The organism is Chitinophagaceae bacterium, assembly GCA_016710165.1.
Lineage (GTDB): Bacteria > Bacteroidota > Bacteroidia > Chitinophagales > Chitinophagaceae > Ferruginibacter.
Map to the genome: position 1 here is coordinate 1,959,966 of JADJLJ010000001.1, position 22,044 is coordinate 1,982,009.

A 22,044-nucleotide genomic window follows, 5' to 3' on the forward strand; every position below is an offset into this window, starting at 1 on the left:
TGGACAACGGAACGATTTTCAGCTTTTAACAGTATTACGGGGTGATTCAGGGACTTCTTTTCAAAAGCTGTTTTCTTTGGTTAATCAGCAGTGAGCCCTGGCAGGTAATTCCCTTTTCTAAAGCATCTCAACTTTGGCCTGCGTATTACATGGGTTTGGCGCTATGGGGCCGACCGGTAAAATCTCAGCTTCGGTGCATATCCAGGCTTTGGCTATGGGCCGATCGTTAACTTAAGCCTTACGGCTTATTTAAAAATTTCGTTTCTTTATATAAATCAACAACCGGGCGGACAAGGGTTAATTCCCCCACAGCGCCAAGCCCCGGACGTTGGCAGTAATGCAAAAGAACATCCTACAAACATGAAAATTCTCGGACTGCTTCTTTCTCTTATTTTGACAACTACTTGTTTGGCACAGCTCAAAATAACAAGGCTTGACAAAAACTCTATACCTAATAACATTCAATATACTGGCAACATTGTTCAAGCGGTTCGTTGGACAGACAAAACTGGTGAAAACATCGTTATTCTCACAGTTACAGATAAAACGCAAAGCAAAAATGCACCTGATGACGGTTACAGTGATGGCGCTTTGTATGCTTATCATTATTTGGTTTCAGGAGACAGTAGTAAACAGACTTGGAGAGTTTTCGATTTTGTAAAAGAATGCCCTGTTGATATGTTTCTCTATTTTGTTGACAAAACTTTTACTGTGACAGACTTAAACAAGAATGGAGTAGCAGAAGTTTGGATTATGTACAAGGTTTCTTGCCAAGGAGACGTAAGCCCAATCCCAATGAAAATTGTAATGTATCAGGACAACAAAAAGTTTGCTGTTCGTGGAACGACAAGAGTTAAAGTCTCAGCAAACGAATACATGGGTGGGGAATTCACGCTTGACGAAGCTTTCAAAAATGCACCAGCAGAGTTTAGACAATACGCAGAAAAACTTTGGAAGCAAAACAAAGTAGAGACATGGAAACAGTGAGAGAGGTGCACTACTGCCAACATTGGGTTTGCTGCTATGGGGGCGGACGGAAGGAAATCCAGGCATTACTCCCCTATTCAGCTTTGGCTATGGGGTTGACCGTTTACTAATCGGTTTTACTTTTAAAATAAAAATTCGTTTCTTTAATCAGGTTTTGCGCCGGGGCGGACACAGCAACAATCCCCCACAGCAGCAAGCCCCGAACGTTAGCTGCAACTTTATGAAACCCTACAATATTATAGTGAGATCTCATGAAACTACGATTCTATTAGCTGTATTGCTAATGGCTATTTTCTTTTTAATTGCTGGGTTTGGTTTTCCTCATATGATTTTTGCAATGCGCATTGGTGTGTCGATAATTTTCGGCGTACTTGCTCACTTTTCCATTCGAAGATTGGCTACTGCTAAAACAGAGTGGACTTTATCCGAACAAGGTATCTCAATAAAATGGTTGACCACTTACTTCGGAACTAAGAGTCATGACATAGAAATAAAATGGTTAGAAATTAACAAGTACAAGGACGTTTCTGGTCGAGGGTATGATCTTTTCAAAATTTATCTTTTTAATGGACACACATTAAAATTTGGTCATGGCGGCTTATTTATACGTGACGATTTTAATGAGTTCTATGAAAAGTTTCAGGAATTGAATCTAAAAGTTAAATATCCTAATGATTGGGAAAAATATTATGGCAAAAGGTGGAAGTCAAGTGTTTGAAGCTGCAGCTAACATGGTATTGCTAATATTGGGGCGGACGGAAGTAAATGAACATTGGTAATGCTATTGAACTTTGTAACTTTAACCAGGCAGACGTAACACGGACGTCCCCAACATCAGCAATACCCGGCACGTTAGCGGTAATTTGTTATGACAGACAGCATTCATTCAAAATATAAAATTTTTGGCGGCTTCGGACTAATCGTAGGACTGAACCTATTAATCGGTTTTGGTACATATAGATTACTGACTGCATCCAAAATTAGTATCAACAAAGTGGACTTGTTAAATGACAGTGAGGCTAGAATAGCTTATGCCATCTTGTTTGGAATATTATTCCTTTTTCTGTTATTGTTTATGACACAATGCAAACGAATTATTGCAGACAAAGACGGCATTACTTTTATAAACCCATTGTTGCCCTTTTTGCGATATAAAAATAACTGGACGGACTTTGACTATTTCATTACGGTTGATGAAGATTCAAAATATAGCAAGCACGAAGCTATTTGGTTCATTAAAAACGAAAAAATAAGTAAACGAATATCTAGCTTTTATTATTCAAACTATTTTGACTTACTAAACCAAGTTAAATCAAAGGCGAAAGGGAAAAGATATTTTGACCCATTCTCTCAGCTCTTCGCTTTATTGAGGCTTAAGAAAATACGAGAATAGACAGAAGAAGTGTTTCGTCCAAAACTACCGCTAACATTGGGTTTTATGCAACTTGGGCTTGACCTGCAATTTCTCAGCTTCTATTCGCTACCAATCATTGGCTATTGGCTTGACCGTTTACTTTGCATTTTTTTGTTTTAAAATACAAATCCCGTTTCCTAATTTACATCCAGGCCGGGGCCGACACAGCAACAAATACCCAAGCTGCATAAAGCCCCGAACGTTGTGCGTCAGCAATAAGCGACTAACCGAAACCTAAAATCAGACTACATAATGAATCTTTCTAAATTTTTATTTATTGCGACAACGACATTCTTAATAGTTTCCTGTGACAATTCACAAAGTTCTTCACAAGAAAAAAAGATTGAGAAACTTAAAGTTGAAATTTACATAGACACAGCACGAAATAAATTTGCAGGTTTTGAAACAAATGGTGCAATTAAAGACGAACTAAATAACTTTTTAAAAACGGACTTTAAAAAAGCTATTGACAAAGGCGTTTTGGCTGATTTACCTTTTAAACTTGACAAAGTTGAAAAATGTGGTAGCCAGTATATTTTAGATTTAGAACATTCACTTAATTCCAAGTTCTATGTGAGAGGAATCTTAAGCATATTAGAAGTAGATTTATATGCTTTGACAGACGAAAAGACAGCAAAATCTCTTCAGGAGGGGCAGTTTTATTTAGCTGACGTTGAATTTAAAGAGTACATAACCTTTCAAAACAATGAAAAATATTGTGCCTTAATTTTGATGTCGCCCTTTATGGGTTATTTTGCCAACGAGATTCAATTTGGCGCAATTGGCGTTAAACTAAAAAAAATTGAAAAGTTTGTAAAATAAATTTGCCGAACGCACAACAAAAGGTTTTGTGCAATTGGGGCATGACGTTGAAGCAATCATCGGCAGTGCATATCCAAGCTTTATATTCGGCGGACGTAATTCTGCCGGGCAGTAGTTCTAAACTTCGGCTTTTAGTTATAAATTTAGCTTCAGTTCCGGGCGGACAGTTGGTCAATTCCCCAACTGCACAAAGCCTCGAACGTTACCTGCCATTTTTATGCAGCACTACATTTTGTCAATTATCTTAAACATTTGTACACTTAGTGTCCTTGCTCAAGAACCAGAAGTGTATGAAGACTTTTATGAAAACGGCAATATTTATTTACGAGGTTATATTGTTCCCGTAGACAGCATTTCAAGTAAAAGTATTGGCCTGTGGACATACTGGTATGAGAACGGAAGTAAATTATCTGAAGAAATTAGGAGTGACCCTTACTTGACAAAGTATATTAATTGCTGACAGGCAGTGGCCTACAGATATGTACTAATGGGAATGGGAAATTCTATGAGACTTGGACAGATCTTGGCTATGAAGATGATAGTACAATTTACACAATTAAAGACAGCATAAGACAAGGACAATTTGTTAGTTATATTCCTTACAAGACAGGACGGATAATAAAGGCACAAGGATGGTGCATAAATGGGCTACGACAAGGGGAAGTAACATTTTTTTATGAAACAGGAGAAATATCATACACTCAAATTTATACTGACGATAAACAAAATGGCCAACGGAAAAAATACTCCAAAAATGGGAGATTAAAAGAAGAGGGATTTCAGAAACAAAGTATTCAAGAGGGCATTTGGCTATTTTATGACAATCAGGGTGTTCTTGAAAAAAAAAATTACCTATGAAAGAAATAGACTGAAATATCTTGTTGAATATTATTCAAATGGAATTATAAAATCTGAAGGTGGTTTTACACAAATAAAGACAATTCCAAAAAAGGAAGAAGTAAATCAATCGCAATCTCCAAGACGTTCATCAAGAAAAACCACTGGCAGCTTGAGGGTAAAAAATGGAGAATGGCAATATTTTAATAGAAAGGGAAAACTTATCAAAAAAGAAAATTATTTGAATGGCAAATTGATCCAAAACGGCATGTAACATGGGTTTCCCGCAATTTGGGCATGCCAGGTAACTTCAGCTTCTTATCGCTACCAATCATTGGCTATGGGGGTTGACCGTTCACTAATTCGCCTGCGCAGTTTGCTACGCTCGTAGTGCGCAGGCTTAGTTTGGTTTTATCAATAAAGTTTACGTTCTTTAATTAGCATCGTCAACGGGGCTGACACAGCAACGAATACCCAAACTGCGGAAAGCCCCGGGCGTTGCCTGCAATAATAATTAAGCACTCTACTACTTATGGACATAGCAATCTTACTTCAGCAATTAGATACTGTCGCTAACATTCATGCTGAACTTCAAAGCCGGTCTCGGTTTAAAGATTTAAGCGATTTACCTAAAAACGAGCGTCAAAGTTTAGTGACAAAAGCAATCACAGCTATACATCGTATATCAGGGAGAAACTCAACATATAGCATGGAAGTAGAGAGGATATTGAACAGGACTCCAGATTTACATATTCACACTTCTAGCATAGTCGGAGTAGCACAAGCTTTAAGAGATGATTTAAATGCGGGATATATTCAAAGTTTAACCGAACTTGTTCATGCAGATGTTTTTTCTGATTTTATTGACATGGCAAAACATTTATGTGAAACTGGTTACAAAGATCCTGCGGCGGTTATAGCTGGTTCGACATTAGAAAGTCATATTAAAAAGTTATCAACCAAATTTGGTGTGCCAATTGAGGTTGGAGGTAAGCCAGTTAAAGCAGAGAAACTAAACCAGGATTTGGCAAAAATTCCAGCATATAGTTTACTTGACCAAAAAAATGTAACTGCATGGTTAGACCTGAGAAACAAATCTGCTCATGGAAATTACGCTGATTACAACATTGATCAAGTGAAGCTATTAATTTCGAGTATTCAAGATTTTATTACTAGAATCCCTGCATAATTACTGCAGGCAACATGGGTTTGGCGTAATTGGGGCCTGACGGAAAAACTTTCAGCTGCAGCATATATCCAGGCATTGGTCATCGGTTTGACCGTCAACTAATGCGCCAGCGGCAGTTTGCATACGCTCGTAGTGCCGCTGGCTGGTTTTCGTTAATCAAATTAATTTCGTTTCTTCAATAAAAATTTCGGGGTGGGCGGACACAGGGATAATTCCCCAACTACGCCAAGCCCCGGACGTTGGGCGCAATTTTTAACGACATCCAGATGACCAAATACATTTTTGTACTTCTTCTAATTAGTTCTGCCTGCAATTATAAAAATTCAGATAGCACTCAAAGTGTGTCGAAAAAAGATGTTTCAGATAATAATAGTTTGAAGGAAATGTTGTTAACGGCCGACACTGTTTTGATAGTTGGTCATTTGGGAATGGTGTATGATACATCTGGGCAAAACAATAAACTTCCACAAGTTCCAAAATATTAGTGAATGGGCGACCTAACTATTCAATTATAAAGAAGCAAAGGGTTATTATGGGTTCAGACTTGGACACTTTAATAACGATTTTAATTAAACCAGCCGCTGAAGAAAATAAAACAATGTGTGTTTTTGATCCCCACCATACAATTTTTTTGATAAAGAATGGAATCACATCATACATTGATTTTTGCTTCACATGTATGCAGTTTGAATCTTCCAATGATTTAGGTTCTTTGGTTTTCTTTGACGAAGATAAATGGTTTGCTCTTGAACGATTTTTTAAACAAATGGGCGTGAGATACGAGCAATATCCTAAGTATCCCGAATAAAACTGCGCCCAACATGGGGTTTGTCGCAATTTGGGCATGACCAGGTAACTTCGGCTTCAGCTCGCTACCAATCATCTGGTATGGGTGCGACCGTTTACTAATTCGCCTGCGCAGTTTGCTACGCTCGTAGTGCGCAGGCTTAGTTTGGTTTTATCAATAAAGTTTACGTTCTTTAATTAGCATCGTCACATGGGCGGACACAGCAACGAATACCCAAACTGCGGCAAGCCCTGAACGTTAGCTGTAACCTTTTACGAACATCAGCAGTTATCTTATTCAAATGCTAAAAAATAGATTTATTCTTTTTCTAATTTTATTAATTCTTTTCCTCCTCTTGCAGGAATAATAAATTATGGACAAAGGTTAATGAAGACATAAGTTCCAAAACCACTGACAATCGATTATGTTCAAAGTAAATTTTCAACAGAGGCATTATATTCAATAACAAATGGGCAAGGTGACACTTTAAAACAAATAATAGATTTTTTCGACCATTTTAAAAATGACAAAAACTACAAAGTAGATAAACGAGACAATAAGACTTTCATAATATTCAACCTAATGATCAAATTACAAGTGGGCCATCGGTTGGAAATAAAAGGAACAATTGACAACTGGTATATTTCTGATATAAGATTTGGAAAATAGTTGTGAGACACATTCATTAATAATTGACGAGCAAGGCTACAGCCAACATCGGTTTGGCGTAATTGGGGCGGACGGAAAAGCTTCAGCGGCAGTTTATATCCAGGCATTGGTCATCGGCCGACCGTTAACTAATCCGCCAGCGGCAGTAGGCTACGCTCGCAGTGTCGCTGGCTGGTTTTCGTTAATCAAATTAATTTCGTTTCTTCAATAAAAATTTCGGGGTGGGCGGACACAGGGCTAATTCCCCAACTACGCCAAGCCCTGGACGTAAGCTGCCATAAATAACGACATTTCAATCTTTATGAAACTTTTGATTTTTGTTTTCTTTATAATTACCTCTTGTAACAACAATACTTCAACAAATCAGACAGTTTCGGTGGACAGTCCCAAAATAATTTCATCAGACTCAATTATTAAATCAAAGAGTGTTTGGGTGGACAGATTAAACAGTGCAAAATATCAATTGCCTGACACAATCAGCGGCAGACCAGTCAGTTTTTATCTTGACAATCCCAAAGTTGCTACAATAGCGAAAGCATTTTTCAAAGGGCAGTTCCGCCCAACCGATAATGATTCCACTACGCAACTCCTATCCTATGCGACAACAACCGATAGTATATTAAGACCATTTTATCGCTGGTGTTTAGACTTTACAATTTCAATTAGTGACGGTGCTTTAGGCGAATATCCTGGTATTTCAGCTTTAGCATATGCAACGAAGTTTCCTAAAGAGTTTTTTGCTTATATGGACAAAGACACCTCAGGACAGCGTTACAAACAATGGACAGAAATTATAGCTTACAGCGGCTTGCCTAATTACGGCAAAAAAGAATCAGATATAGAATCAGATATAATAAGCAAAATGCACAACAACTGCTATTTCTGTGTTGATGACACAAAGAGTAGGATTGTTACATTTGCTCGAGACATTACTAAGGCGACTAAGCTTCAAGATTGACTTTTACGGCAGCTTACATAGGGTTTTATGCAACTTGGGCTAGACCAGCAATTTCTCAGCTTCAGTCCGCTACCAATCATTGGCTATGGGCTTGACCGTTTACTTTGCTTTTTTTCGTTTTAAAATATAAATTTCGTTTCTTAATTTACATCAAGGCCGGGGCGGACACAGCACCAAATACCCAAGCTGCATAAAGCCCCGACGTTGGCTGCAACTCAAAACAGACATTCTGCTAATGACAAATATTTCGACACTTTTTATTTCGGCAATTCTTTTAATGACAATTAGTTCTTGTGGGCAGACAGCAAAGACTGTAGACAATGGTGCTTATGTAGTTGACCCAAACGTAAAAGACAAAGTAGACAGGAAAGTAAAATCCTTTAACGGTATTACAATGTCTTCTATGGATTTTAAAATGTACGAGAATGACAGTATCATTGGAGACACATACGCTAAAGGCAAAAGCATTGACGAGTGTATGACAATGACAACACTTCAAGGCGACACAATCACTATTGTTGGATTTATGGGAATGTTTGCAGGTTTCGGCTATCAAATAGCACTTTTCAAAGACACCTGTATTGTTCAACATTTCGCAAAATCAGACGCAGAGATTTATAAGCTTCATAAAAATGATAGTTTGGAATTTAGCGTTTCTGTTCCTTGCAAAACCTTCAAGTTGACACTTTCAAAAAAGCCTACTTTTAAAAAAGGAGAAATTTTAGAAGGTATTATTGAGCTGACAAGTGACGACTACTACGAAGCTGCAAACGGTAAAGAAAGCCGGTACAAAATGCAATTGACAGGCTATTTCAAGACAGACCCATTAGAAAGTATTGAAGACAGGTATAATAAAACGAAAGACAAATGAGTATGCAGCCAACATTGGGTTTGCTGCTATGGGGGCAGACGGAAGGAAATCCAGGCATTACTCCCCTATTCAACTTTGGCTATGGGGTTGACCGTTAACTAATCGGTTTTACTTTTAAAATAAAAATTCGTTTCTTTAATCAGGTTTTGCAGCCGGGGCGGACACAGCAACAATCCCCCACAGCAGCAAGCCCCGAACGTTGTGCGAAACCCTATACAGACACTTCAATCAAATTCGGCGACAAAAAATATGAATAAGTCATTAAGTTTAATCTTGCTTATTGTTGGACAAATTCTATTTTATTCATGCCATATTGCCCATGACAAGGAAATCATTTGTTATGACAATTTAAAAAAAGCAAGGGATTTAGCTTACAAAAATCCGGACAATAAAGCATCGCTAGACTCAGCACTAATCATCGTAAACCGGTGTATGAAGTGCGATTCAATTAAAGCGGCAGCAGTTGAATTAAAAATTCGCTTGTTAATTACGTTGGGTAAATTCAAAGAAGGTTCCGACTTTATAGACTCATTACAAGTAACCGATTTTACTTATCCTTACAAGAAGAAATTATATCATGATAATTTTCTTGCTAGAAACTTTGCATCAAATAAAGACACAGTGAATCGTGACATGGTTTACAAACAAATGACCGCCTACCTGAACAGTTATATTAATAATAACAACCTAAAGTCAAAAGAATTTCAGGAAGCCTTCACTGAATTAAATAGTCTAATGGAAAATTTAAATAATTCAGTGACAGATAGGCAAATTGAATCGCTAAAAATTAAATATCCTGACGAGGTGAAATTTTTAGACTTCTTTAAGCATTAAGCTAGGGCTTCGCACAACATTGGTTTGGCGTAATTGGGGCGGACGTAATAACTTTCAGCTGCAGTATATATCCGGGCATTGGTCATCGGGTTGACCGTTAACTGTTCCGCCAGCGGTAGTTGGCTACGCTCGCAGTCCCGCTGGCTGGTTTTCGTTAATCAATTTAATTTCGTTTCTTCAATAAAAATTTCGGGGTGGGCGGACACAGGGACAATTCCCCAACTACGCCAAGCCCCGGACGTAATACGCAAGCCAAAGATTCAGCATCAGTTTCCTTTCATGTGTGCGGGGTGTTGACGTTTTCAGTTTCTAATACTTTCCGGTTAGGTAATGTTCCGTTGTTTCAGGGAATTTGGCTGCCGCTTCTGGCTTTTGTTACTCTCCGGTTGGGACAGGCTGAAAGAATTTAATCCCTTCTGCTTTTAAACATTTGGAATAGTGAGTGGCTTTTTTCTCCTATCCCCTGCCCTTTCTTTTGCTTTGGGCTCGGACGGGTTGGAAAATTAATCTGATCATCAGGCAGTGGTTTCTCTTTGATGCTTCCCGGTTTCTGCCGGCAGTACCGGTGTTCAATGGGTTTTTGTTTCAGGTATCTCTTTTTGGAAGGCGGTGGGGCAGGCTTTAGTGAAAGTAAAGCCTGTTCAGTTAATACCTGTCATTGTAGTTTCTGCTCTTTCTTAAACGACTTTGGGTGGACAACGGAACGATTTTCAGCTTTTAACAGTATTACGGGGTGATTCAGGGACTTCTTTTCAAAAGCTGTTTTCTTTGGTTAATCAGCAGTGAGCCCTGGCAGGTAATTCCCTTTTCTAAAGCATCTCAACTTTGGCCTGCGTATTACATGGGTTTGGCGCTATGGGGGCCGACCGGTAAAATCTCAGCTTCGGTGCATATCCAGGCTTTGGCTATGGGCCGATCGTTAACTTAAAAGCCTTACGGCTTATTTAAAAATTTCGTTTCTTTATATAAATCAACAACCGGGCGGACAAGGGTTAATTCCCCCACAGCGCCAAGCCCTGAACGTCAGACTGTGAAAAAACTCTCCATCAGATAAAAATCATCTTGTACAATTCAATGTAAAGCTTACAGCGGTTCATTTAAACAGCCCTTAAAAAAAGTAGTTGGTAGTTGTTGAAAATAAATGATGGCTTATTCTGCATGTATATCATTTTGATAAAGCCGTTTTTAAAAGCACAGGCTATTTTAGTGTAGTCTGGTTGCCAGTTTTGGATCGCTTCAAGCATTTTTGCAAAGCCCAGTATATTTTTTGTTCGCAAAAAGTTGTAACAAAACATGATCAGGTTCATCTCTCCGTTTACTTTTTGAAGCCCCTTTAGCAAGGTGTGGGTAAAGCCAAAGTGACGTTTGATGGTGCCAAAGGGATGCTCTACAATGGCTTGCCTCCTTTTATAATATTGTGGGTTTTGTTTGATGTTGTTGTCATTGATCTCTACTGCATCCTGGTATTCGCTGCGCTGTATAATGCGTTTGTTCAGTTTGGTGCATTGGCTTTTTAATGCACAGCTTTTACAGGCATCAGTACGGTAGGTCTTAAATCGAAAACTGGTTTCGTTGGCTTCGCCTTTTTTATTGTGCCAGGTACCAAGTGATGTAAGTACGGCTCCTGCAGGGCAGGTGTAACTATCGGTGGCTTTATCATAATCAAAACTTTCGGCTAAAAATTCGTTTGCAATATGTTTTACACCAGGCTGTTCTTTATAGGCTACATGGGTTATCATGTTTTCCTGCTGGCAATGCTGTAACTCGGCTCCGGTATGGTAGCCTTTGTCGGCAAGTACCATCAGGCTATCTTCTTTTTGTAATTGCAAATTTTGTTTTGCCTGCGTAGCTGCCGTGTGTAAAGCTTTGCCATCATTGCTATTGGTGGCCTGGGTTTGTACTACCAGGTTGTGTTTATCGTCAACTGCATTTTGTACATTGTAGGCTACTTCCACAATACTTTTGGTAATCAGTATGCTGCGGCTGTCAGCATCGGTAGTGCTGATCTGTTTGTCGGTTGTATTGTTTAGCTGCTGTTGCAGCATATCGTATTTTATGGTGCGCTCTTTTAGTTTTTCAAGCCCTTGTTTTATTTTGTCTCGTTTGGGTTGAACCTCCTCTTTGCTTTGTGTTTGTTCTTCCTTATCCAGTTCATCAAGTTCCTGTAAATATTTTTCGGCCTTTTCTTTTATAAACTGCTGGTGCTTGTCTATTTTCTTTTGACTGTAATTGTTCTTTTTGCTGTTTACTGCTTTAAATTTGCTGCCGTCTACGGCAATGGTTGTTTTACCCAGTAGCCCGGCATCACCCAAAAAATGAACATACAGCCTGAACATCGATTGTAAAGCAACTCCATGAAGCTTTCGGAAATCAGCAATCGTATGATAATTGGGATGCAGCCCCCGGAGCAACCACTGTAACTCGATATTGCGACTGCACTCCCGTTCCAGCTTACGGCTGCTGCGAACCTTGTTTAAATATCCATACAGGTAAAGTTTTAAAAGTACTTGTGGCCCATAGGACGGACGACCTTCGCTGCGTTCTGCTCCTTTTTGGAATCCAAGCTGTTGCAGATCAAGCTTATCAATAAAGGCATCTATCAGCCGTACCGGATTATCGACAGCCACCTGGTCTTCCAGTGTAGTAAAGTATGTTTGCTCTCGGAGTTGTCCTTGTATAAATTGCATGCATTCTTTTACACAAAAATCATACAGGGTTTGAAGCTATTAACATTGTGTGTATATTTAGAAATACAACGGGAGTTTTTTCACAAACTCCCGTTGTACGCAACCTTAATTCGATGCACAAAGCCTTCATAATATTAACCACTTTCATTGCAAACGCTTCTTTTGGACAGAGTATTTCTGAAACGGCAATAACAATCTTTTCAAAAGAAAATCTCATTTCAAAAACTGTATCTAATCCCGTATTTATTAAGAACAAAATATTAGCGGAGCCGTACAGTGTTGACAGCATTGACTTTGGTGTAACAATTTATTTTGACATTTTTAATGACAACGGACAGGTTGGAATAGTAAGAGCCCTTGGTACATCAAAAGAGCCAGCGCCAGATTATCAAATTGTCGCTTATACAACAAACGACACAATATTTTTAAAAGAATAAGCCGAATTAACTACCAGCAAGACACTGTTGATGTAAAATCAAAAGCAACATCCGTTTTTTTTCTGTAGATACGACAAGAGCTTTAAGTTTCATAGAAAAGCATAATAAAAAGTACCAGTCTGCATTTACACTTGACGTTTTTTGAATAAGTCAGGTGAATTTGGCTCATTTGGTTTTTTGTGTGGTGGTTATATTCCTTACGTGACGGACGACGCTTATAAATTGGCGAAACTTATAAAAGAAAACGACACAACAACTTTAAAGATTTTAGCTTCTTCATTTTCTGCACAAGACAGAGCATACGGGTGTGCTGGACTTTTCTTTCTTCAATTGAGAGGGAAAAAAATATCTCAAAAGATGATTGATTTGATTAAGCTAAATCAGCAGTCCGAAATTAAAATTTACACATGTGGTGGGTGTATTATTGACAAAGAGCCACTTTCGATTGCACTTGAAAAATTAAAGCTCAAGGCATTGTATCAGCTTTTGATTAATTACAAGTTGCTGTGACTGACACACAGAAAGGCAGCGTACAACATCAGGTTTTGTGCAATTGGGGGGACGTTGAAGCAATCATCGGCAGTGCATATCCAAGCTTTGGTTTCGGCGGACGTAATTCTGTTGGGCAGTAGTTCTTAACTTCGGCTTTTAGTTATAAATTTAGCTTCAGTTCCGGGCGGACAGTTGGTCAATTCCCCAACTGCACAAAGCCTCGGACGTTTGCTGCCATTTTTAACGACACTGCTAAATTAAACAAACGACTGACAAATCAAAAGTATGGAGGGCTTAGTTTCAGCAGACAGATTTCATAGTAGACAACCGATTAGTTATTCGGTTGCTGAGCAGTTGCTTGAAATGCCTAGACTTAAAGTCATACAATTTCACGATATTAAACCGGACAAGACAACTTTAAATATTTTGAACGATGTGATTTTCAAAAGGCGAAAGGATATTACTTTAAGGGTTTATGGTTATCCAGACACTTGGGCAGACATTAGTTTCTTAAATCTACTCCCTGACTTGGAAAGATTTGATTGGGATACAGCAGTATTTGGTTCTTATGAGCCCCTTTATAAATTAAACAGGCTAATTCACCTCGGACTAGGTTTCACTCAGCCTAAACCAAAAATCAGTTTAAAGTTTATCGCTGATTTTAAAGACACCCTAGAAAGCTTAAATTTAGAAGGAGATTACAAAGATTTATTGACGACTATTCCGCAACTTGAAAATCTAAAAACAATTTGGTTGGTATCAACTAAACTGAAAGGTTTTGATTTTCTGCAAGGACTTCCGTTGGAAACAATTGGGAATTATGGCGGAAGAGTTGAAAGTTTTGAGTTTTTACCAAAAATTCAATCTCTAAAAAAGTTATGGATTAAGACAAATTCAAAGATTGAAAACATTGACTTCATAGAGCATCTACCAAACCTTGAGGATATAGAACTTCAATATGTCGCTAAGGTTACAAGGTTTCCGCAATGTAACCATCTTAAACATCTTAAAAGAATTTTTGCTTTTGAATGCAATAGACTTGAAGATATAAGCGAAGTGAAAAAATTGAACAACTGTGAAATATTTCTTTCAGGCAATAAATTGAAAGGACGACATTATAAAGTAGAACTGACGAAATAAAACGGCAGCTAACATCGGGTTTTGCGTCAACTTGGGCTGGACAAACAATCTTCAGCAGCAGTTCGCTAACAATCATTGGCTATGGGTGCGACCGTTTGCTAATTATTTTTAATTAAAATTTATAAATTTCGTTTACTAATTTACATCCAGGCGGGGGCGGACACAGCTTCAAATACCCAAGATGCGCAAAGCCCTGGACGTTGTACGTCACCCTATTTCTAAAGCCTGCATAGTAATCAAAACCAAAAACTCTAATTTTGAGTGGCCCTAAAAATGGGTGAGCTTACAATTATAATATATTAATTAAGTTTTTTTCATTAAAATTATACGACACTATGAGCGGAATACTTTTTTTCTTAATTATTGCGCTTATTCTTTTTATAATAATTAAATGGATCTATATTTTTCTTCGAGATTATAAGAGAATAGTCTTTATTTACAACAATTCATCTCCTAAAGAAGATGAGACTCTGTTTCTAATTTCAAATAGAATAATACAAAAATATAATAAAAGAATATTTATTTCAGTGATTATTATTATTTTATTATTCATTTATTTATTTATGTATTATAGAGCAGAGGTGATGGGAAAAAAGTCATATACAAATATCGATTATCTACTTCCAGCTATAATTATAATAATAATTACTCTTTTTGTTTTGTATTTAGTTTTAAACTTTTTAAGAATTAAGCCTGAAGATTTGAAGAATAAATATAGAAGTCCAGAAGTACTATCAGATGAAGAAACTAGTGAAAAAGAAATTAATGTAGAAGAGGCAATAACTGAACCAGGAATTAAGGGAGTCCTTTTGAAACTTATTGCAACTGAAGGAAACAATATTTCTGAAAATTATCGATGGTTATATGAACAATACAGATGGACTGAACTTGTTTTTACAATTTTGGCACAATTCGTACCATTAGATTACTCAGACATTAGGCAGATTATAGAACAAATGGCCACACGAGGATTAATTGACTTGAAATCTTTGTCTGCCACCCGGTTTAATAACACTCAGGAAATAGATAATAATCAAGAAGCAAATAAAATAAAATCATTTTTACTTGAAGTTGGATTTACAGAGGATTTAGCAAAACGAAGTGTTAGATGTATTTGTGAAGTTGCAACTGGATTAGGGGAACATTATAATGGCAAAATTCAATATTATATTCGAAGTTATGGGGAACAGTTGTTGAAAGACTTACCCAATAAATTTCGTTTTAGCCAATTAAATAATGATGAAGTTAGAAATGCCTTCATTTACTGGATGCAAAATGTTTTAGATATGCCAATACCTATAAATATAAAAGCTATAAAGGAATTTGCCGAAATAAATAATGTAACTTTTGAGCTTCTAATTACAGAAGCAGATAATCTTGATATAAATTTATCATATCTTGATGATATGATCCAATTGAATAAATTCAATGCAAAAAATAATGAATAAAATATTAGAACTGTAAATGCCCAAATTATTGATTTATAATGTTGAACAAGTCAAAAGCAAAATCGTTGTTGATAAGCAATATTCTCTGAGAGAATTAAATGAAATATTTCCCCATTTCATTATTCCTGAAGGGGCTTCGTTAAGGCTTGATTATGCTCGTTGGAAAATCAAAGAAATGGACACAAAGATTGTATTTGTAGATAAATTACCAAAGAACCACATATCAAGTTTTAGTTCTGATGCGAATACAATATATATAGCGATTAATCATCCTACTCTTAAAAAAAAGGAAATAAATTTTACACACTCTATTTTACACGAAATATTTCATGCTTCCATTTTTTATGATTTGTACTTCACTAAATACCCAGATGAAGAATCAAGAATGCATGCAAGTATTATTAATGCGAAAGAAATGGGGAGTTCAAATTTTATTAAAATGAAGCTTTCCCTTGAAAAACAAACTCAATTTAATGTTTATGAAGTTATTAATGAGTACAAATTATATTTACATAGAAATGATTTGATTGATGCTGATAAAGAAGCCACAAATTGGCTTAAAAATAAAAAATTAGATAAGAAATATTTTAAACACTATTCATTACAGTATGCCGAATGCAAAGAAGCCTATGAAAAATTGATGGCCCATTACCAAACAACCTTAACGGAATCCGGCATTAGTTTGAAAGAGTTAAGGAATAGATGGAAAGTAAAGAAACCCTTTTGGCGTTCATATTGGGATAATTTTTCCAGTGGAATCGAACCTGGATTCTTAAAAGATAAATTTTTTTCATTTCTTAGTAAAATGGGGGAAAATAAGAAACCTTTGGATACAGGTTTTATTAAAAAGAACAAATCAACAGATATTAATATGAAGTTGTTTGAAGAGTTCATTAAAAAGAAAAAGATGGAACGAGATGAAGAGCATAAAAAATTCACCATGTCAATCTGGCCTCCAAAGAATCGGTTTAAGCCATTGCCTTTAATTCCGATATCCCGAAGAAGAGAACAACAAGGGGGTAAATTTATCATTCGTGGCACCAAAGCAGAAAGAGTAAAACCCTGGTGGGAAAACCCTTTTCACCCAAAAATTTCTTCACCACAACCTGGTGGGGATTCATCTCTTTATAAATTAATTAAATTCCATGTTGGAATTGATGGGCCAATACAAATTATTAGAAATGGAAAAATTCGTTATGAAAATCAAGTTTGGGATGAGTATGGAATAGTTAAAATTAATAAAAACCATAATTAAAATAAGATCAGTTTTTGATTGGATTTTATAATCTTTTACCATATTACAATAACTTCAGGATAAATTCAACTTTAATAATCACTGTCATTCATTTTGACACACTATGACGAAGTGCGAACGTACAACATGGGGTTTTATGCAAGTTGGGCATGACCAGCAAACATCAACAAATTACAAATCCAAGCTTCAGTTCGGGCTGACGAATAACTATCAACTTTTGTATTTAACTTCATCAAAATATTTTCAATCAGCAGCGGTTGTGGGCGGACGGAATTCTAATTCCCAACCTGCATAAAGCCCTGCTCGTTAGCGGTAATGCCGAAACAGCTTCTCGGTTTCTATACTATTTTTGTCTTATGCATTTCACACTCTTAAGTCCCATAAAAGTAGCTAAAACCAAAAAAGACGGGCCATTTCAAGGTTCTTTTGAAGCAAGGGTTCAACACATTCATACTTTCCAAGAACATGGCTTAGAGATTAAGAAACCAATAGAAACTTTCTTTAAATCGATACCAAAAGGTCAATATCAAGCAGAGATACCAAGCTTATTGCCGTTGACAAAGGAAGTTGCCGAGACCTATCTTAAATTTCAATCGATAATTACTCATTGTATTACCAATGGTGAGGCAATAAATAATCAGCTTCGGGAACTGTTGCTTACATTTAAAGAACTAAAGCATAGCAAAGAAGAAATTATGCAGATGGATTTTATGGGCCTCCGTGGAGTATTTAGTGATTTTTTACACCACTATACGGCTATAAAAAAGGAACCAAACTTTAGCACCAAGGAACAGAGGAAAGGTTTGACAAAAATGATGCATCAATTTATTTCTGACAGAAATATTTATACTCATGGTACTTTGCTTATTCAAAGGCCTGAAGAAATATTTGTAATAGATTATATTGAGGAAAAGAAGACGAAACAACGCTGCGAAATAACCCTTGCAATTTTACAATCGTTCCTTCAGGCATCTATTTTAATAAGAAATCTTTTACTTGAAGTAGGTACATTCTATCGTAATTCAAAAAGAAATGAACCAACAAATTCATAGAATAATTGCGCAAAGGCACTACCGCTAACATGAACTGTGTAAAAAACCAAATAAAATTTGATCTTTTTTACGGTTTTGCTGAACAGTAATTTGGTTGATAAAGCGTATTGTTTTTCACCACGGCAAATACCTGTTTCAAAAGCTTATTACACACTGCTATCAATGCCTGTTTACCTGTCTTACCGTTGGCTCTTAGCCGTTCGTAGAGTGCCTTACAGGCCGGGTTGGTCTTCATTGCATTCATACTGCACATGTACAGCACATCCCGCAGGTTTTTTCCACCCCGCTTATAGATCCGGGGCTTACCCTGTATACTGCTTCCGCTGCTGTACTCGGTGGGGGCCAGCCCCGCAAAGCTGATCAGCTGCCGGTGATTTTCGGTGTGTTTAAACCCTTGTGTAAACACGATCAGCATCGCCGCTGCCCTTTTGCCTATGCCCTTCACACTGCTTACTCTTTTTAACTGCTCGGGCTGCCATTGCTCCAGTAACAATTGCAGTTTATGCTCCAGCTGTTTAATCTCTTTTTCCATGCACACAATCATTCTCTCAAGCGATTTTATGCTGTCTTTGCTGGGCACAGGCAGTAAACGCAGGCTGTGCAACTGGTTGTTAAACCGTTTGATCTGCTCGGTGTATTCCCGGATGCTGTTGTACAGTTGCTTACTCTCAAAGTAAGCACTGTCGGGCATTACCCAGTATGCAGGCTGCTGCTCTATCCCGTAGCGGCAGATCCAGCCGGCATCTTTTTTATCGCTCTTGTTGCGCTCCAGGTGCATCTGGATGTAACGCTTGATGGCGATCGAGTTTACCACACTTAGCTTGCAGCCCCGATGCTGCAAATAAAAAGCCAGGCGGATGTAATACACTCCCGTGGCTTCCATTACAAAGTGATAGCCCGTGCCAGTATGTTCCAGGATTTTTGCAAAACCCTGGTTGTTATTGCCCACCTGGAGGTGGAATAGTTCTCCAGGTTGTTCTGGTAACAAACATCCAGTTTAGTGTGGGAAACATCAATACCACAGCATAGTTTTTCGCTTCCATAACCATTTGATTTTTGAAGTGATTGTAGTATTTTTAAACAAGCAAATAAACAAACGGAAAGAACACTCTTACACTGTGCTATCTATCCTAATGCAGGCTTGTAGTGAAGCCTGTTGAACTGTTCAGCATCGGGTAAGAAAAGGGGCGGTGACTATCATGTTATAAAGGCTTATCGCCTATTAGGTTTGTCAGTCTTATTCCGCCCTTTGTTCTTTCTGAATCTGTTACTCCCCTGCTTAGTAAATTTATTGAATTGTAAACATAGAAAAAGGTTTGCCGCAAGGCTGGCGGACGGAATAACAATCGGCAGTTGTACTACTATCAGCTAATATCGGGATTGACCGAATTCTATTTGGCTTTTCGTTATTAACTTCATCATCTTTTTTTCAATCGGCTTCAGATGCCGGACTGGCACAGTAACAATTCCAGCCCTACGGAAAGCCTTGAACGTTGTACGCAAAGCCTAAGAACTTTTCATTTGCAACCAGATTTTTATCTTTGCGGAATAGATTATGAAATGGCAAAGCAGATACAAATAATTCATACTTTGCAGTTTATAAAATACCATTTATGAAAATAAAGATCAGTTATTTTTTAATTCTTTTTTTGGGCACTATTCCCTCCTCTACTTTAGCCCAGCGCATCCAAGCAATTGACTGGGCAAATAATCCCTCCTATCCCCTCCCTTATAGTTACACGGCCAATCATATGAGATTAACAGGAAAAGTAAAAAAACTTTCTGAGATGTGGAAGAATGAATATGGTGATGATTTTATCATGATCAAGTATGAGTTTAGCAAGGAAGGCTATTTGGAAAAGCAAACTTATAGCAGTAACGGGAAGGAAAAAAGAGTTACCACTTACAAAGATACTGTTTACGCTTTTCTGCCTGAAGGGATTACTGTTATGGAGGAATCAACTCACAATGGTGAGACCCTCAAATCAGAAATAACTTACTATAAAATGTTGCTGTCTTCCAAAAAACTTTTTTTTCCCGGAACCACCAACTTAACACATAAGACTTTTACAAAATATGCTCACAATGATAAAGGCCAGCTTATAGAAACAGATAAACTGGACAGAGGTGTAGAATGGACAGTAGAAAAATATACTTACAACACAGTAGGTCAATTAATCAAAACAGAACAAACGATAGAAATGAAGATAAATAAATGGCAGGAATTATCTTATGTAAAGGAAGGTGATTTTTTAACGGTTACTACCTGGTATCGTTTCAACATGGGAAGAGATTATAAATTGGTAGATGTTTATGATAAGACCGGTTTGATAGTTAAAAGTACCAGGGAATCAGATAAAGCAGAATTTACTTATCACTATACTTTCGACAAAATAACCAACTGGACAAAAAGAATACAAACAACAAAGAACTTAGAAACCGGTGTTGAGACTATAACTACAAAGTATCGTACAATAGAATATTATGAGTAATGACCTCGCCCAACATCGGGTTTTATACAACTTAGTTTTGACGAGCAATTTTTCAGCTCCAGTCTGTCCCGTACTGAAACAGGTTGACTAAAAATCAACCATCATGGAATTAAAAGAACTGATCACTATAAAGTACCAGCAGCAAGCCATGCTCGTTATGGGTAATTTTAGAGACAACCTACAAACAGGCCCTCCGGCTGAAATTTCAGATTTCCTAAATAAATTTGAAAATTTATAAAGCAATGAAAAAGAAAATAATTAATTTTTTTACAGTAATACTATTAGCTAACCTAATGGGTTGTGGAAATTCTCAACAGAATTCTCACAAAAACAGTAAAATTGATTCAACTTCCAATCAAACTTTAACAAAAAAGCCAGATTCGATTATGCAAAAAATAACACCCTGTCTTTGGGTTGATAAAGATGCAAAAGCAGTAGTAGATTATTACCTTTCTATTTTCAAAGATGGAAAAATGAAAGAATACCGCCAATATAAAAATCCACCAGAAGCAAAAGAACAAGGTGGCCAAGACAGCTTTGAAACAGCTGTTATGGAAATTGGTGATATAGAATTTAACATTTTAGCTGCAGGCCCATATTTTAAATTTAATGAGTCCATTTCGTTTGTAATCAATTGCAAAGATCAAGCAGAAGTAGATTATTATTGGAATGCGTTGACATCAAACGGTGGACAAGAAAGTTCATGTGGCTGGTGCAAAGACAAATATGGTTTATCGTGGCAGGTTGTTCCTGTTGAATATTTTGACCTGATAAACAGCGATGACCCTAAAGTAAGAGAAAAGGCTATGAGGAATACACTAAAACAGAAAAAGTTAATACTATCAGAACTTAAATGAAGTAAATAATTGTGGGTAAGAAGGACAAGTCAGAATTTGGATACGAATAAGAATTGACCCCTACCCCGAAAACTGACAAAAGGTAAATCAGAGTAAACCGGGCAATATAGTTTGACACAAAATTAAATACATATCTTTTGCCTCTTAAAGCCGAAGTTAGAAAATTGGAAAATATTGAAATAGGAAGATCACTAACAACTTATATTTGGGTATAAACAAAAAATAATAAAAAATGGCAAATGCAATTAATTGGTTTGAAATCCCGGCAACTGATTTCACAAGAGCAAAAAAATTTTACGAAACTATTTTAGCTACAGAAATTATGGAAATGCCTTTCCCTCACGGAAAATATGGAATGTTTGCAGCAGACATGGAAAATGGTGCTGTTGGTGGCGGACTAATGCAATCAGAGGGATTTAATCCATCAAAAGACGGCTCTGTAGTTTATCTGAATGGTGGAGAAGACTTAAGTGCATCATTAAGCAAAGTTGAACAAGCAGGCGGAAAAATTATAATGCCGAAAACTTCAATTGGACAAAATGGATTTATGGCACATTTTATTGACACTGAAGGCAACCGGGTGGCTTTGCACTCAATGAAATAGTCAGCTATGCCATAGATTTTAACAACAGGGCAAAATCTTCCAGTAAAAAATCCAAGTGGGTGAACGCCAAACCACTGCCGCTGACATGAAATCTGTGTAAAAAAACAAACAAAATCTGATCTTTTTTACTTCTTCCCTGCAACGTCTTCTGCCAGGTGACGTTGCATCAACGAATTTTTTTAACTTATGCAAGGTCCTCAGCCAGCACTCAA

22 protein-coding genes are annotated in these 22,044 nt (G+C 37.2%); 20 read left to right on the top strand and 2 right to left on the bottom strand.

Going from position 1 to position 22,044, the window contains the following annotated elements:
* The first annotated feature begins 360 nt into the window (after positions 1-360).
* The 11 genes from IPJ02_08520 (at position 361) to IPJ02_08570 (ending at position 9,368) form a co-directional block, all read left to right on the top strand.
* Entirely contained in the window at positions 361-987 is a 627-nt protein-coding gene (locus IPJ02_08520; GenBank protein MBK7375584.1) for a hypothetical protein, read from the top strand.
* Positions 988-1,009: 22 nt separating this feature from the next.
* The gene (locus IPJ02_08525) at positions 1,010-1,705 is read left to right on the top strand and encodes a hypothetical protein (protein ID MBK7375585.1); all 696 of its coding nucleotides are present in this window, start codon (positions 1,010-1,012) and stop codon (positions 1,703-1,705) included.
* 150 nt (positions 1,706-1,855) lie between these two features.
* On the top strand, positions 1,856-2,380 hold the full coding sequence (locus IPJ02_08530; protein ID MBK7375586.1) for a hypothetical protein: 525 nt from the start codon (positions 1,856-1,858) through the stop codon (positions 2,378-2,380).
* 273 nt (positions 2,381-2,653) lie between these two features.
* Positions 2,654-3,223 carry a hypothetical protein gene (locus IPJ02_08535; GenBank protein MBK7375587.1) on the top strand — a complete coding sequence of 190 codons (570 nt, stop codon included), beginning with the start codon at positions 2,654-2,656 and terminating at the stop codon, positions 3,221-3,223.
* 453 nt (positions 3,224-3,676) lie between these two features.
* Positions 3,677-4,081 carry a hypothetical protein gene (locus IPJ02_08540; GenBank protein ID MBK7375588.1) on the top strand — a complete coding sequence of 135 codons (405 nt, stop codon included), beginning with the start codon at positions 3,677-3,679 and terminating at the stop codon, positions 4,079-4,081.
* Positions 4,059-4,334: a hypothetical protein gene (locus IPJ02_08545; GenBank protein ID MBK7375589.1), complete on the top strand. Its 276-nt coding sequence runs from the start codon at positions 4,059-4,061 to the stop codon at positions 4,332-4,334. Before IPJ02_08540 ends, IPJ02_08545 begins: the two co-directional genes overlap by 23 nt.
* A gap of 258 nt (positions 4,335-4,592) precedes the next feature.
* A complete protein-coding gene (locus IPJ02_08550; GenBank protein ID MBK7375590.1) occupies positions 4,593-5,249 on the top strand; it encodes a hypothetical protein in 657 nt (218 codons plus the stop codon).
* 532 nt (positions 5,250-5,781) lie between these two features.
* Entirely contained in the window at positions 5,782-6,057 is a 276-nt protein-coding gene (locus tag IPJ02_08555) for a hypothetical protein (GenBank protein ID MBK7375591.1), read from the top strand.
* Between the two features lie 949 nt (positions 6,058-7,006).
* Complete coding sequence (locus IPJ02_08560; protein ID MBK7375592.1) at positions 7,007-7,663, top strand: hypothetical protein; 657 nt, start codon at positions 7,007-7,009, stop codon at positions 7,661-7,663.
* Positions 7,664-7,898: 235 nt separating this feature from the next.
* The gene (locus IPJ02_08565; protein MBK7375593.1) at positions 7,899-8,534 is read left to right on the top strand and encodes a hypothetical protein; all 636 of its coding nucleotides are present in this window, start codon (positions 7,899-7,901) and stop codon (positions 8,532-8,534) included.
* Between the two features lie 249 nt (positions 8,535-8,783).
* Positions 8,784-9,368, top strand: coding sequence for a hypothetical protein (locus IPJ02_08570; GenBank protein ID MBK7375594.1), 585 nt, complete (start codon positions 8,784-8,786; stop codon positions 9,366-9,368).
* Between the two features lie 1,097 nt (positions 9,369-10,465).
* Here IPJ02_08570 and IPJ02_08575 read toward each other — a convergent pair.
* On the bottom strand, positions 10,466-12,055 hold the full coding sequence (locus IPJ02_08575; protein ID MBK7375595.1) for an IS1182 family transposase: 1,590 nt from the start codon (positions 12,053-12,055) through the stop codon (positions 10,466-10,468).
* A 113-nt stretch (positions 12,056-12,168) separates the two neighbouring features.
* Between IPJ02_08575 and IPJ02_08580 the strand changes: the two genes are divergently transcribed.
* The 6 genes from IPJ02_08580 (at position 12,169) to IPJ02_08605 (ending at position 17,879) form a co-directional block, all read left to right on the top strand.
* Entirely contained in the window at positions 12,169-12,492 is a 324-nt protein-coding gene (locus tag IPJ02_08580) for a hypothetical protein (GenBank protein MBK7375596.1), read from the top strand.
* Between the two features lie 141 nt (positions 12,493-12,633).
* On the top strand, positions 12,634-13,002 hold the full coding sequence (locus IPJ02_08585) for a hypothetical protein (GenBank protein ID MBK7375597.1): 369 nt from the start codon (positions 12,634-12,636) through the stop codon (positions 13,000-13,002).
* Positions 13,003-13,269: 267 nt separating this feature from the next.
* Entirely contained in the window at positions 13,270-14,124 is an 855-nt protein-coding gene (locus tag IPJ02_08590) for a hypothetical protein (protein ID MBK7375598.1), read from the top strand.
* Between the two features lie 335 nt (positions 14,125-14,459).
* Positions 14,460-15,572, top strand: a complete 1,113-nt coding sequence (locus IPJ02_08595; GenBank protein MBK7375599.1) for a hypothetical protein — start codon at positions 14,460-14,462, stop codon at positions 15,570-15,572.
* A gap of 16 nt (positions 15,573-15,588) precedes the next feature.
* Positions 15,589-16,827 (top strand): hypothetical protein, encoded by a 1,239-nt coding sequence (locus IPJ02_08600; GenBank protein ID MBK7375600.1) that lies wholly within the window; start codon positions 15,589-15,591, stop codon positions 16,825-16,827.
* 356 nt (positions 16,828-17,183) lie between these two features.
* Positions 17,184-17,879, top strand: a complete 696-nt coding sequence (locus tag IPJ02_08605; GenBank protein ID MBK7375601.1) for a hypothetical protein — start codon at positions 17,184-17,186, stop codon at positions 17,877-17,879.
* A 67-nt stretch (positions 17,880-17,946) separates the two neighbouring features.
* Here IPJ02_08605 and IPJ02_08610 read toward each other — a convergent pair whose 3' ends face one another.
* Positions 17,947-18,867 (bottom strand): IS110 family transposase, encoded by a 921-nt coding sequence (locus tag IPJ02_08610; protein ID MBK7375602.1) that lies wholly within the window; start codon positions 18,865-18,867, stop codon positions 17,947-17,949.
* Positions 18,868-19,492: 625 nt separating this feature from the next.
* Here IPJ02_08610 and IPJ02_08615 point away from each other — a divergent pair.
* From IPJ02_08615 to IPJ02_08625, 3 genes are all read left to right on the top strand, one after another.
* Positions 19,493-20,371 (top strand): hypothetical protein, encoded by an 879-nt coding sequence (locus tag IPJ02_08615; GenBank protein ID MBK7375603.1) that lies wholly within the window; start codon positions 19,493-19,495, stop codon positions 20,369-20,371.
* A 293-nt stretch (positions 20,372-20,664) separates the two neighbouring features.
* Positions 20,665-21,228 carry a VOC family protein gene (locus IPJ02_08620; protein MBK7375604.1) on the top strand — a complete coding sequence of 188 codons (564 nt, stop codon included), beginning with the start codon at positions 20,665-20,667 and terminating at the stop codon, positions 21,226-21,228.
* Between the two features lie 232 nt (positions 21,229-21,460).
* A complete protein-coding gene (locus IPJ02_08625) occupies positions 21,461-21,832 on the top strand; it encodes a VOC family protein (GenBank protein ID MBK7375605.1) in 372 nt (123 codons plus the stop codon).
* Positions 21,833-22,044 lie beyond the last annotated feature (212 nt).